We start from the raw sequence: 13,438 nt of genomic DNA, 5'->3' as shown, positions 1-13,438 counted from the left end.
GCGGGTGGCGGCAGCCGCTCCACCAGCACCACCGGGAGGGGCAGCCCGCCGAGCCAGCGCAGCAGTTCGAGCCCGGCGGCGCCGGCGGTGGCGGGCGCGGCCAGCAGCGTCTGGACGCCGCGGTCGAGCAGCGCGCCGACCTGGCGGCGGTCGTCGGCCGGGTCGTAGCTGGAGGCGCGCATCACGAGGCGGCCGCCCTCGGCGGCGACGGCGGCCTGGGCGCCCTTGATCACCTCGGGCCAGTAGTAGTCGACCGAGGGCACCACCATGCCGACGAAGACGGCGGGCGGCGCGCCGCCGGCCGGTTCGCCGAGGCCGCGGTAGGGCAGCGTGATGCCGCCGTGCACCCGGCGCACCAGGCCGCGGTCGGCGAGCGCGGTGACGTCCCGCCGCACCGTGACGGCGGAGACGCCGAGCCGGCGGGTGAGTTCGGAGAGCCGCACGGTCCCGGAGCGCCGGACGGCGGCCAGGATGCGTTCCTGCCGCTCCCAGGCGAGTCCGCCGGTGCCGCCCGCGCCGTCCGTCACCCCCGCCACCACCTTCGCTTCTGATCGATTCTGATCGATTCAGTTCCGAATGATTGACCACGAACTATCGCACACGTTGAAGTGTCCGGCACCACTCCCGACGGGCGGAGTGGGCGTCAGCAGAGATCAAGGGGGATCAGCTCATGGCGCTTCACACCGGCTGGTCGCGGCGCGCCCTGTTGCGCGCCTCGGCCGGCGCCGCGGCGCTCGCCGCGGGCGGTACCGCGCTCTCCGGCTGTGCGTCACGGACGACCGCCTCGGGTGCCACCCGGGTCACCATCTGGTCGTGGATGACCGGCATGGACCAGTACGTGGCCGCCTTCAACGCCGCCCAACAGGACGTGCACGTCGAGCTGAACGTGATCGCCGGCGGCCTGTCCGGCGGCTACGCCCAGCAGACCAACGCCATCCGCGCGCACAACGCGCCCGACATCCTGCACGTCGAGTACCAGGGCCTGATCCAACTCCTGGCCACCGGCGGCCTGCGCGAGATCACCGACGACGTCGCCGACCTGGCCGACGGCTACTCCCCCGCCGCCTGGCGCGCCGTGCGCCCCGACGGCCGCACCTGGGCCGTGCCGATGGACCTGGCGCCGATGGCCTTCTACTACCGCAGGGACCTCTTCGACCAGCACGGCATCCGGGCGCCGCGCACCTGGGACGAGTTCGCCGCCGCCGCCGAGGCGGTCCGGGAGGCGGACCCGGCCGCCAGGATCACCACCTTCCCGCTCAACGACGGTTCGTTCTTCGCCGGCATGTGCTGGGGCGCCGGCCAGCCCTGGTGGCGGATCGAGGGCGACACCTGGGTGGTGGACGTCGCGAGCGAGGGCACCCTGCGAACCGCCGGCTACTGGCAGGACCTGATCGCCGCCGACCTGGTCGGCTCCGGCGGCACCGGCACCCAGGACTGGATCGCCGGCATGCACGAGGGCCGGCTCTGGGGGCTGCTCGGCGCCGCCTGGAGCGTCGGCACGCTCAAGCGGTCGATACCCGACGACACCGGCCGCTGGGCCGTCGCCACCATGCCGACCTGGGACGGCGAGCCGGCCAACGGGATGCAGGGCGGCAGCGCGTTCTCGGTGTCGGAGGAGAGCCCGGTCCCCGAGGCCGCGGTGACCTTCCTGCGCTGGCTCTGCGCCGGCCCCGACTACCCGCGCATCGGCGCCACCTTCACCTCGCCCTTCCCGGCCTACCTGCCCAACCGCGAGATCGCCCGCGAGATCCTTCCCGACGACTTCTTCGTCGGCGACCCCGTCTTCGACGTGCTCGACGTGGCCGGCGACCGGGTCCCCGAGTGGACCTGGGGCCCCAACGCGCTCGGCCTGTTCTCCACCGTCGCCGACTCCCTCGGCCCGGTGCCCACCGGCGGCACCACCATCCCGGACGCCGTCCGCCGGGTGCAGCGCGCCGCCGTCTCCGAGATGCGCGGCCGCGGCCTCTCGGTCCGCGAGGGGAGCCCCGCATGACCGTCCTCGCCCCCGCCGACAGCGCCCGCGAGACCGCCGGGACGGCCGCCACCCGCGCGCCGCGCCGCCGCCGGACCTCGCCGGCCACCCTGCTCCTCGTCGCGCCCTTCGCGCTGCTGCTCACCGGCACCGTGCTGGTGCCGATCGGCTACGCCCTCTACCTCAGCCTGTTCACCGAACGCCTCTCCGGGCTCGGCTTCGAAGGACCGCGCGACGTCTTCGTCTGGCTGGAGAACTACGGCGAGGTGCTCACCGACGCCGCCTTCCACGACAGCGTGCTCAACGTCGCGGCCTACGCGCTGCTGCACATCCCGCTGATGCTCGGCGGCGCCCTGCTGCTCGCCCTGCTGCTGGACGGCGCCACCGTCCGGCTCCGCCAGGTCTGGTCGCTCGCCGTCTTCCTGCCCTACGCCGTCCCCGGCGTGATCGCGGTCCTCATCTGGACCTACCTCTACAGCCCCAACATCGGCCCGCTCAACGACGTGCTGCCCTGGGACCCGCTGGGCAGCGCCGGCGTGCTGCCGTCCATCGTCAACATGGCCACCTGGCAGTGGATGGGCTACAACATGATCATCTTCTACACCGCGCTGCGCACCGTGCCGCGCGAGGTGCTGGAGTCCGCCCGGGTGGACGGCGCCGGGCCGGTGCGCACCGCGCTCGGCATCAAGGTCCCGATGATCAGGCCCACCGTGTTCGTCGCCCTGATCTTCACCGTCATCGGCTCGCTCCAGCTCTTCACCGAGCCGCTGGTGATGCGCAACTTCACCGGCTCGGTCACCAGCACCTGGACCCCCAGCCTCTACGTCTACGAGGCCGCGTTCATCAGCAACGACTACGGTCGGGCGGCCGCCGCCTCGCTGCTGCTCGCCGTCGCCTCGGCCCTGCTCTCGGCGCTGGTGATGCGCCTCTCCACCCGGTCCGGGAGGTCCCGATGAGTTCGACGAGTCCGACGAGAGGGGCGTCCCCGTCCCGCTGGATGTCCCGGGGCGCCGTGCACGCCCTGCTGGGGATCGCCGCCCTCTACAGCGTGCTGCCGCTGATCTGGCTGCTCACCTCGGCGACCAAGTCGGTCGGCGACTTCTCGACCACCGGCGCCTTCGAGCTCGGCGACTGGAACCTCTGGACCAACCTGGGCGACCTGTTCGCCGAGGAGGACGGCGTCTTCCTCTCCTGGATACGCAACTCCCTGCTCTACGCCGGACTCGGCTCCGTGCTCGGCGCGTTGATCTGCGCCGCCTGCGGATACGCCATCGCCAAGCTCGACTTCCCGGGCCGCCGCGCCCTGTTCGCCGTCACCCTGGCCGGGGTGCTGGTGCCCACCACGGCGCTCGCCCTGCCGCTCTACCTGCTCGCCTCCGAGCTGCGGGTGGTCAACACCTTCTGGGCGGTGTTCATCCCGCTGCTCACCAACCCCTTCGGCGTCTACCTGGCCCGCGCCTACGCCGAGGCCGCGGTGCCCGACGAGGTGCTGGAGGCCGCCCGGATGGACGGCTCGAACGAGCTCCGCACCTTCTTCACCATCGCGCTGCCCATGATGCGCCCCGGCGTGGTGACCATCCTGCTCTTCCAGTTCGTGGGCATCTGGAACAACTTCTTCCTCCCCCTCGTCATGCTGACCGACCCCGACCTGTTCCCGATGACACTCGGCCTCTTCCAGTGGAGCGCGCGCGTGAGCCAGTTCCCGCAGTACACCCCCCTCGTCGTCGCCGGCTCACTGCTCGCCGTCGTCCCGCTGCTGCTGGCGTTCGTGGTGCTGCAACGCCAGTGGCGCTCCGGCCTGGCCGCCGGGAGCGTCAAGTGACGCCACGCCGCCCCGAGACGCTGCTGGTGATGGACGCCGGCTGGCTCGGCACCCTCTTCGGCGACGCCGAGCAGGCCCGGCTGCGCCGGCTGGCCACCGTCCACGAGCCCCTGGCGGCACACGAGTTGGACTCGCCGGCCGCCCGCCGCCGACTCGCCACCGCCGAGGTGCTGCTGACGTCCTGGGGCTGCCCGCCGCTCGACGGGCCGGTGCTGGCCGCGGCGCCCCGGCTGCGCGCCGTGCTGCACGCCGCCGGCACCGTGCGGCTCCACGTCACGGACGCCGTGTTCGACCGCGGCATCCTGGTCACCACGGCCGCCGACGCCAACGCGGAGCCGGTCGCCCAGTACACGCTGGCCGCGGTGCTGTGGGCGTTCAAGAAGGTGCCGTTCCTGGCCGCCGAGGCCCGCAGGTTCCGCACCGACTGGAGCTACCGGGAGGCGCACGGCGAACTGACCGGCCGGGACCGCACGGTGGTGCTGGTCGGCTTCTCCCGGGTCGGCCGCCGGGTCACCGAGCTGCTGGTGCGGCTCGGCCTCGGCCGGGTGCTGGTGGTCGACCCGGTCGCCGACCCGGCGGCCATCGCGGCCGCCGGCGCCGAACCGGCCACCCTGGCCGACGCGTTGCCGCAGGCCGACGTCCTCAGCCTGCACGCGCCCTCGCTGCCGGCGACCCACCACCTGATCGGCGCCGCCGAACTCGCCGCGCTGCCACCGAACTCGGTGCTGATCAACACCGCGCGCGGCGCGCTGGTCGACACCGCGGCACTCGAACACGCCTGCGCCGCCGGCGCGTTGCACGCCGTGCTGGACGTCACCGAGCCCGAGCCGCTGCCCGACGCCTCGCCGCTCTACGACCTGCCCAACGTCGTGCTCACCCCGCACATCGCCGGCTCGCTCGGCTCCGAGACCCGCCGGATGACCGGCGCCGCGCTCGACGAACTCGACCGCTACGCCCGGGGGTTGCCACCGCTCGACCCGGTCACCCGGGAGTCCCTGGCGGTGCAGGCGTGATCCCCGGCATCCCGGCGGAGGACCGGTCGCTCTCCCCGCACACCGGCTGGACCAGGGCGCACTGGGCCGCGCACGCCGACCGGATGCTGGCCGCCCTCGACCCGTACCGCTCACCGGGCCTGGCCCGCGTCGACCTGCCGGGCCCGGCCAGCCGCCACGGCCGCGACTCGGACGGCCTGGAGGGCTTCGCCCGCTCCTTCCTGCTGGCCGGCTTCCGGATCGCCGGCGAACGCGGCGCCGGCCAGGGCGCGTTGCTCGAGCGCTACGCCGCCGGCCTGGCCGCCGGCACCGACCCGCGTTCCCCCGAGTACTGGCCGCGCCCCGACCAGCTCGGCCAGGCCAAGGTCGAGGCGGCGTCCATCGCCCTGATCCTCCAACTGACCAGGCCCTGGCTCTGGGACGCGTTGGACGACGGGGTACGCGAGCGGGTCGTCGACTGGCTCGCCACCGTCGTCGGCCAGCCCTACCCGCCGATCAACTGGGTGTGGTTCCGGATCGTCGTGGAGTCGTTCCTGCGCGAGGTCGGCGGCCCCTGGTCGGCCGCCGACGTCGAGGCCGACCTGGCCGTCCACGCCGCGCTCCGCCGGCCGGACGGCTGGCTCTCGGACGGCGCGGACGAACGGGCCTACGACCACTACACCGGCTGGGCGCTGCACCTCTACCCGCTGTTGTGGACCGAGCTGTTCGACGTCACGGGACCGCTCTGCCCGCCCGCGCTGCGCGAGCGGTGGGCGGCCGACCTCGCCCGCTACCTGGCGGACGCCGTCCGGCTGTTGGGCGCCGACGGCTCGCCGCTGCTCCAGGGCCGCAGCCTGATCTACCGGTTCGCCGCCGCCGCGCCGTTCTGGACCGCCGCCCTGACCGGCGTGGACGCCCTGCCGCCAGGACAGCTGCGCCGCGCCACGAGCGGGATTCTGCGGCACTTCGCCGAGCACGACGCGCCGGATCGCGAGCGGGGGCTGCTGTCCCTCGGCTGGCACCACCCGTGGCCGGCGATGCGGCAGGCGTACTCGGGCCCCGGGTCGCCCTACTGGGCGGCCAAGGGCATGCTCGGCCTCGCCCTGCCGGCCGACCACCCGGTGTGGACGGCACGGGAGGAGCCGCTGCCGATCGAGACCGGCGACGCGTCCCGGGTGATCGCCGCCCCCGGCTGGCTGGTCTCGGCCCGCCGCGACACCGGCGTGGCGCTGCTGCTCAACCACGGCACCGACCACGCCGCGCCGGGCGCCGCCTCCACCGACGCCCCGCTGTACGCCAGGCTCGGCTACTCGACGGCCACCGCGCCACCGCTCGCCGGGCCGGCGGCCGAAGACCCCCTGGACAACGCGGTGGTGCTGCTCGACCGCGCCGGCCGCCCCAGCCACCGCTCGGGGTTCACCACCCACTACGCCCGGGAGCTGCCGGGCGGCGTGCTGGCGGCGGCCTCCGGCGGCCCGGTCCGCTGGGTGGACGCCGGCGCCGACACCAGCCCCGACCACGGCTCGGGCCGGGTCGGGAGGGTGACCGGCGGCCCGGTGCTCACCGTCGCCTCGGTGCTGCGCGACGGCGTCGAGGTACGGCTGGCCCGCGTCGCGGGCGAGAGCGGCGGCCTCCGCGTCGGCGGCTGGCCGGTGACGGCCGACGAGCCCCCCGGGACGGCGGCCGGGCAGGCCGTCGGCGGCGGCCTCCGCTCCACGGTGCGCGGCCTGCGCGGCCTCGACCGGTCGGGCGTCGCGTCGTTGACGGACGTGACGCCGCTCGGCCCGCACACCGCCGTGCCGTGGGTCGCCACCGCCGGCCCGACGCGTCCCGGCGAGTTGCTCGCCGCCCTGGTCGTCCTCGACCGGCCGGACGCCGAACCGCCCACCGCCCCCGAGATCATCCTCGGGCCGGGCGACGAGGTGACGCTGCGCTGGCCGGACGGGCTCACCACCCGGGTGCCGGTGCCCGGTTGAGCGTGCCGGCCAGGCCCTGGGTCCGGTGGCAGAAGACGCAGCCGTCCCAGTGCGGCCACGCGGTCAACACCCGGTGGCGCGCGCAGGAGGCGACCGCCCCGCCGTCCGGCCCGGGGAAGACCTCGGGGTCGGGGCGGGCGGTCGCCGGGTCGAAGCCGCGCACGATCTCCGCGTACGCGGCCAGATACGCCGGCGCGTGGGGCGGGTCGTAGCGCAACTCGCGCCACCGGTGGCGGGCGGCGGCCAGCGCGATCACGTCGAGGACGAACCGCTGGTTCGCGCCGCGCGCCGCCCCGGTCGTGCCCCAGTCGATCTCGGTGAGGTGGAAGCCGACCACGCCACGGCCCATGATGCTCTGGTCCTGCGTGGCGACCAGCATGGCGAAGCGGAAATGCCAGGGCTCGCGGGCGAGTTCGGCCACCGCCAGGGTCAACACCTCCACCAGGACCGTGGTACCGCCGTTGGACAGGTCCAGGTCCCGGCCGGAGCCGTCGCCGAACACACACACCATGACGGCAGCCTAGGCCCCGGGCCAGAGCTCGGCGATCCGCCCGCCGAGCAGCGGGGCGAGGGCCGCCGCGTAGGCCTCGCTGAGGTGGTTGTCGTCGCGGTAGACGAAGGTGTCGCCCACGGCGACCGGGCACTCCCCCGTGTCGGCGCAGAGCCAGGGGACGGGATCGATGACCGGGACGCCCATCGTCTCCGCCACCTCGGTGGCGGCGTCCCGCCTGGCCTGGTCGCGCACCGCCCCGGGCAGCCGGTTCGCGCAGTCACCCAGCTCCAGGGGCCGTTCGGCCGCGCACTCGACCGGGTCGCCGACGGGCCAGACGGTGTCGAGGAGGAGGGCCAGCCGGGCCCCGCTGTCCGCCAGGGCCGCGAACGTCGCGCGGTAGCCGTCGGCCCACTCCCGCAGCGGGTCGTCGGTGGGGCGGGCCAGGTCGCCCTCCTCGGACGAGGAGGCGATCACCAGCTCGGGCCGGAGCTCGCGGATCCAGGTCAGCGTCTCGCTCCGCCAGGTGTCGCAGCCCTCGTAGGCGCGGTGGTCGCGGATCGTGGTGACCGTGGGGACCTTGCAGGACGCCTTGGTCAGGGTGACCAGCTTCCAGCCGTTCTCCCGCGCGAGCCGGTCGAGCGCCGGGAACCACTGGGCGGCGTGCGAGTCGCCGAAGAGCACGACGACCCGCTCGGAGTCGGCGTCGCCGTAGACGCAGTGCGGGGTCCTGGCGCTGTCGTCCTCCACGTGGCAGCCGTCCCGGTAGAGCGCGGACCGCGCCTCCCTGATCCGGTCGAGGGCCGGCGTCAGGTTGCTGGGCAGTCCGTCGCCCGACGCGGCCAGCAGCCGCGTCAACTCGGCCCGGGGATCGGCCGCGTCGGCCAGCGCCTCGCCCAGCGCGGGGGCCGGCGAGTCCGAACTGATCGGCGGTGGGAAGGCCGACGCGACGAGGATGACGGCGGTGGCGCTCGCCGAGAGGCCGAAGCCGACGCCCAACGCCCGCCGGGGGCGGCGCCGCAGCCCCACATGGAGGCGCGGCGGGTTCTCCACCAGGTGGAGCGTCCCCCAGGCCAGCAGCAGGGCGACCGCGCCGAGCAGCAGCGGGAGCGTCGTCCCCTCGTCGTCGGCCCTGCCGAGCGCCGTCGGGCCGATGACGAGCAGCGGCCAGTGCCACAGGTACCAGCCGTACGACACCCCGCCGAGCCAGGTGGCCGGCCGGAGGGCGAGCAGCAGTCGGGCGTCACCGCGCGCCGGCGAACAGCCGCCGGCCAGCACGAGCGCGGTGCCGAGCACCGGCAGCAGCGCGAAGTGCCCCGGGTACGGCGTCGCGTCGTCGAACCGGACCGCGGCCAGCAGCACGCAGCCGAGGCCGAGCCACGTCATCGGCGCCGCGAGCCGGGCCGGCAGCCGGTTCAACCGCCCCACGCCCAGGGCCAGCAGCGCCCCGGCGCCGAGCTCCCAGAACCGGGTGTGCGTCCCGAAGTAGCCCCAGGAGGGCGAGCTCCCGGTCACGGTCACGCTCAGGCCGAACGACACCAGGCAGAGCGCCGCCGTCAGCGCCGCGACGCGCGCCCGGTGTCCTCGCGCCGCCCGCCAGCCGAGGAACAACAGCAGCGGCCACAGCAGGTAGAACTGCTCCTCGACCGCGAGCGACCAGAAGTGCTGGAACGGCGACGGCGGGGTGCCCTCGGAGAGGTAGTCGGTGCCGGTGGTCGCCAGCCGGATGTTCTCGGCGTAGAGCAGCCCGCCGAGCGCGTCCCCGATGTACTCCTCGAACCGCAGCTTGGACAGGTAGACGCGGGCGCCGACCAGGGTGACGAGCACGACCAGCGTCGCGGCCGGGAGCAGCCGCATCGCCCGCCGGGCGTAGAACCTCGCGAACGAGAGGCGGCCCGTCGCGTCGAGTTCACGCAGCAGCAGCGAGGTGATCAGGAAGCCCGAGATCACGAAGAAGACGTCGACGCCGACATAGCCGCCGTCGAGTCCGCGCACCCCGGCGTGGGAGAGGACGACGAGGCCGACGGCCACGGCGCGGAGGCCCTGGATGTCCGGCCGGTGCGGTGGCTCGCCGGATATGCCGGCGGGGGTCTCCGCACTGGTGTCGCGGCGCATCGATCTCCTTTTCGAGTGATGTTCGGCGCGACACGATACGGGATCAGTGCGTCATGAATTCCTGGTAAACCCTGGGCGAATCGCGCCCCAGGGGCCCTGCCGCCTACGCGTCGGTCGCCCAGCGCCAGGTTCCGCCCCGGCAGGACAGGACGACGACGCCGTCCCGTACGTGCAGGACGTCGTCGTCCTGGTCCCACGTCATGCGCAGGACCTCGTCGTGCGGGGCCCCGCGGAGAACCCTCTTCCACAGCGGACCGGAGGGCGCTCCCGGCCTGTGCAGCGCGATGGACCGTACGTCGTCGAGCGTCAGAGTCACCGGTCCCAGAGGGCGGTACGGCTCCGTCGCCGACTCGGCGTACGCGGCCGCGAAGGCCAGCTCCACGCGCAGGGTCCCGCCCGTGGGCAGCACGGACAGCCGAAAGCCCTCGGACTCGACGTCGATCTCACCGACGCCGGGAACCCGCCACCCCGAGATCTCCCGCCCGGCCGGGCCGGGCTCGTCGTCGAGGACCGGGTCGCAGCCAAGCCACACGGGTACAACCTCCCAGTTCACGGCACTCGGGGATGTCAGCCCTCGGCTCTGGACCGAGCGTCACCGGGATCGGTTTATCCAAGCACCTCGCCGACCAGGACGGGAGCGAGATCCCTTTCGCCGGCCCACTGGCCGGATGACGGCTGCCGGCTCCCGGCTCCCGGCTCCCGGCTCCCGGCTCCCGGCTCCCGGCTCCCGGCTCCCGGCTCCCGGGCGGAACGACGAGATCCCGCCCGGTCGAGGGGACCGGGCGGGATCCTGGGGTCGGGCGCGCTACAGCTGCGCCGCGTACGGGTCCCATCCGAGCGGCAGCGGCTCCGGCGCCGCCGGCAGCGGGGCGCCGGCCGTGTCGAGGCGGCGCGGCTCGCCGCTCTCGGCGGATTCCGCTATCGCGGACATCGCCCTGAGCACGTGCAACGCCAGCGCGCCTGAGGCCCGGTGCGGCACGCCGCCGCGCAGGGCCCGCGCCATCTCCAGCACGCCGATGCCCCGGCCGGCCGTGGAGCCCTCGATCGGCAGCTCCGCCCACTCCTCCTCGCCGTTGGGCAGCAACCGCAGCGGCCCGTCGAAGGTGTTGGGGTCGGGGACCGCCAACGAGCCCTCGCTGCCGGTCAGTTCGATGGAGGTCCGGTGGATCGAGGAGTCGAAGCTGAAGACCGAGGTGGCCGTCACCCCGGAGGCGAACTCCAGCAACGCCTGGACGTGCGTGGGCACGTCGACCGGGAACTCCTGCCCGGCCTTGGGCCCGGAGCCGACGCTGCGCACCGCCCGGCCCCGGCCACCGCCGGCGAAGACGCCGGCGACCGGGCCGAACAGGGCGACCAGCGCGGTCAGGTAGTAGGGGCCGATGTCGAACAGCGGCCCGCCGCCCGGCTGGTAGAAGAAGGCGGGGTCGGGGTGCCAGCCCTCGGGCCCCAGGCTCTGGGTGGCGGTGGCGGCCCCGATCGGGGTGCCGATCCGGCCCGCCCTGACCGCCCGCACCGCCGACTGGATCCCGGCGCCGAGGAAGGTGTCGGGCGCGCCGCCGAGCAGCAGCCCGCGCTCGGCGGCCTCGGCGAGCAGCTTCTCGCCCTCGGCCGGGGTGGCGGTGAACGGCTTCTCGCCGTAGACGTGCTTGCCGGCCCGCAGCGCGGCCGTGGCCACCTGGGCGTGCGCCACCGGGACGGTCAGGTTGACGACGATCTCCACCTCGGGGACCGCGAGGACCGTGTCCACGTCGCCGGCCACCGGCACCCCGTGCTCGGCGGCGGCCGCCCTGGCCCGCTCCTCGTCCAGGTCGCCGACACCCACCACCCGCACGTCGGGGAAGCTGCCCAGGGTCCGCAGGTACTGCCCGCTGATGTTGCCGGCGCCGACGATGGCGACGCCCACCGGCCCGCCGCTCATGCCGCCCCCAGTCCGACGAGGTAGTCACGGCTGTCGGCGAGCGCGTCGAAGAGGTCGGTGGCGCAGGAGTCGAGCTCCACGATCCGCTGCGCGCCGGGCGCGGCGGCCAGCACCTCGGGCACCGGCATCACCCCCGACCCGACGGCCACGTGCGGCTCGTCCCTCACCGCCGGGCCGTCCTTGACGTGCAGCGCGACCACCCGTTCGCCGAGGCGGCCGAGCAGCGCGGGCACGTCGGCGCCGCCGACCGCGGCCCAGTAGGTGTCGAGTTCCAACACGACCTCCGGGGCGAGGAGTTCCACCAGCCCCTCGATGGCGTGCCGGCCGTCGACGACCGGCTCCACCTCCCACCAGTGGTTGTGGTAGCCGAGCCGCAGCCCGTGTCCTGCCGCCTGCTCGGCGAGCCCGTTGAGCAGGTCGGCGGCCCTGGCCAGACCGTCGGGGGTGGTGAAGTCCTCCTCGGGGATGCCGGCCGGCAGGATCGCCAGGTCGGTGCCGAGGGTGGCCACGGCCTCGAAGACCGGCCCCGTCTCCCCGTGGAGCAGCTGGATCGCGTGCGCCCCGGACACGGTAAGACCGAGGTCGTCGGCGACCCGCCGGAAACCCTCGGGGTCGTCGGTGGGGTTGAAGGGCTCGACCGTGGTGTAGCCGATCCCGGCGATCCGCGCGAGCACGCCGTCCCGATCGGCGGCGAGCGCGTCGCGCACGGTGTAGAGCTGAACACCCAGTGGTGATGCCATGGTTGAAGTGCCTCCGAGGCGTCCCGTTTCGCGTCCTTCACGAGGATGTATCGATTTAGCGCCCCTGGCAATCCCCTGCCGCCACCGAAGATCCTTCCCCGATCCCCGCCGGGGATGCGGGCAGCCCGAGCCGGTCGGCGGGAACGTCGTGGGTCTCCCTGGCGGAGAGCGCGGCGAACACCGGCGGCACGCACAGCAGGGCGGTGAACAGGGCGACGGCCGTCCAGCGGTCGCCGTCCGGGCCGGCGATCCGGGCGGCGAACGTCACCGCGAAGCCGGCGACGGCGAATCCTATCTGGGTACCGACGGCCGTCCCCGAGAGGCGGACCCTGGTGGGGAACATCTCACCGTAGAACGCCGGCCAGACGCCGTTGGCCGCGCTGTAGACCACGCCGAAGGTGAGGATGCCGAGCAGCAGGATCAACGGGTAGGAGCCGCTGGAGACGGCCCACAGGTAGGCGAACATCATCCCGGCGCTGCCCACCGCGCCGACCAGGAAGACCGGGCGCCGGCCGATCCGGTCGGAGAGGTCGGCCCAGAGCGGGATCGCGCCGAGCGCCACCAGGTTGGCCAGGGCGCCGACCCACAGCATGTCGGACCGGTCGATGTCGACGGCGTCGCTGGTCGCGTACGCCAGCGCCCACACGGTGAAGATGGTGCTGACCGAGGCGATCAGCGCGCCGCCGACCACCCGCAGCACGTCGGCCCAGTGGTCGCGCAGCAGCACGGCGAGCGGCATCCTGGCCACGCCCTCGGTGGCGGCCTGCTCCTCGAAGGCGGGCGTCTCGCCGAGGTTGCGGCGGATGAGGTAGCCGACGACGGCCACCACGACGCTCAGCCAGAACGGGACCCGCCACCCCCAGGAGAGCAGCACGTCGTCGGGGAGCGCGGCGACCGGGATGAAGGCGAGGGTGGCGAGCAACTGGCCGGCCTGGGTGCCGTTGATGGTGAAGCTGGTGTAGTAGCCGCGGCGGCCGCGCGGCGCGTGCTCCAGGGTCATGGAGTTGGCGCTGGCCTGTTCGCCGGCCGCGGAGATGCCCTGGAGCACCCGGCAGAGCACCAGCAGCACGGGGGCCAGCGTGCCCACCTGCTCCCGGGTCGGCAGGCAGCCGATGGCGAAGGTGGACAGGCCCATCAGCATCAGCGTGAAGACCATGATCTTCTTCCGGCCGAGCCGGTCGCCGTAGTGGCCGAGGAAGAGCGCGCCGACGGGGCGCGCGGCGTACGCGACGCCGAAGGTGGCCAGCGACAGCAGGGTGGCGTTGGCCGGGTCGGACTCGTCGAAGAAGACGTCGGGGAAGATCAGCGCGGCGGCGCTGCCGTAGATGAAGAAGTCGTAGTACTCGAGGGCGCTGCCGATCCAGGCGGCGAGCGCGGCCTTTCGCGGTTGGCTCTCGGCGGGTTCCTGGCCGGGGGGCCCGGAGGGCCCGGGGG

Annotated in this window: 12 protein-coding genes; 5 read left to right on the top strand and 7 right to left on the bottom strand. The window is 74.2% G+C overall.

The window, feature by feature from the left end; genetic code table 11:
* Positions 1–527 (bottom strand): DeoR family transcriptional regulator (locus tag E1283_RS18785; RefSeq protein ID WP_132819236.1); only part of this gene is annotated, 527 nt, incomplete at its 3' end.
* 143 nt (positions 528–670) lie between these two features.
* Between E1283_RS18785 and E1283_RS18780 the strand changes: the two genes are divergently transcribed.
* The 5 genes from E1283_RS18780 to E1283_RS18760 are packed head-to-tail and all read left to right on the top strand — an operon-like array spanning position 671 to position 6,741.
* Positions 671–1,993 (top strand): ABC transporter substrate-binding protein, encoded by a 1,323-nt coding sequence (locus tag E1283_RS18780; protein WP_132819235.1) that lies wholly within the window; start codon positions 671–673, stop codon positions 1,991–1,993.
* A complete protein-coding gene (locus E1283_RS18775; RefSeq protein WP_132819234.1) occupies positions 1,990–2,928 on the top strand; it encodes a carbohydrate ABC transporter permease in 939 nt (312 codons plus the stop codon). Before E1283_RS18780 ends, E1283_RS18775 begins: the two co-directional genes overlap by 4 nt.
* Positions 2,925–3,794, top strand: a complete 870-nt coding sequence (locus tag E1283_RS18770; protein ID WP_165956175.1) for a carbohydrate ABC transporter permease — start codon at positions 2,925–2,927, stop codon at positions 3,792–3,794. The genes E1283_RS18775 and E1283_RS18770 overlap by 4 nt, the downstream gene beginning before the upstream one ends.
* A 29-nt stretch (positions 3,795–3,823) precedes the next feature.
* Positions 3,824–4,807, top strand: a complete 984-nt coding sequence (locus E1283_RS18765) for a hydroxyacid dehydrogenase (RefSeq protein WP_132819240.1) — start codon at positions 3,824–3,826, stop codon at positions 4,805–4,807.
* A complete protein-coding gene (locus E1283_RS18760; RefSeq protein WP_243744939.1) occupies positions 4,804–6,741 on the top strand; it encodes a DUF2264 domain-containing protein in 1,938 nt (645 codons plus the stop codon). The genes E1283_RS18765 and E1283_RS18760 overlap by 4 nt, the downstream gene beginning before the upstream one ends.
* Here the strand turns inward: E1283_RS18760 and E1283_RS18755 are convergent.
* The 6 genes from E1283_RS18755 to E1283_RS18720 form a co-directional block, all read right to left on the bottom strand.
* Positions 6,713–7,252, bottom strand: coding sequence for a hypothetical protein (locus tag E1283_RS18755; RefSeq protein WP_132819233.1), 540 nt, complete (start codon positions 7,250–7,252; stop codon positions 6,713–6,715). The genes E1283_RS18760 and E1283_RS18755 overlap by 29 nt on opposite strands.
* A 9-nt stretch (positions 7,253–7,261) precedes the next feature.
* Positions 7,262–9,346, bottom strand: a complete 2,085-nt coding sequence (locus E1283_RS38170; protein WP_207930448.1) for an acyltransferase family protein — start codon at positions 9,344–9,346, stop codon at positions 7,262–7,264.
* A 103-nt stretch (positions 9,347–9,449) separates the two neighbouring features.
* Positions 9,450–9,878, bottom strand: coding sequence for a hypothetical protein (locus tag E1283_RS18740; protein WP_132819231.1), 429 nt, complete (start codon positions 9,876–9,878; stop codon positions 9,450–9,452).
* Positions 9,879–10,151: 273 nt separating this feature from the next.
* Positions 10,152–11,264 (bottom strand): Gfo/Idh/MocA family protein, encoded by a 1,113-nt coding sequence (locus E1283_RS18730; protein ID WP_132819229.1) that lies wholly within the window; start codon positions 11,262–11,264, stop codon positions 10,152–10,154.
* Positions 11,261–12,004 (bottom strand): sugar phosphate isomerase/epimerase family protein, encoded by a 744-nt coding sequence (locus tag E1283_RS18725; protein WP_132819228.1) that lies wholly within the window; start codon positions 12,002–12,004, stop codon positions 11,261–11,263. The genes E1283_RS18730 and E1283_RS18725 overlap by 4 nt, the downstream gene beginning before the upstream one ends.
* Positions 12,005–12,059: 55 nt before the next feature.
* On the bottom strand, positions 12,060–13,438 hold a 1,379-nt coding region (locus E1283_RS18720; RefSeq protein ID WP_425086202.1), incomplete at its 5' end, for an MFS transporter.

It is taken from the genome of Streptomyces hainanensis (genome assembly GCF_004348415.1).
GTDB lineage: Bacteria > Actinomycetota > Actinomycetes > Streptomycetales > Streptomycetaceae > Streptomyces > Streptomyces hainanensis.
Note: the sequence above shows the minus strand (reverse complement) of the source record. Positions and strands in the feature narration are given on the sequence as shown.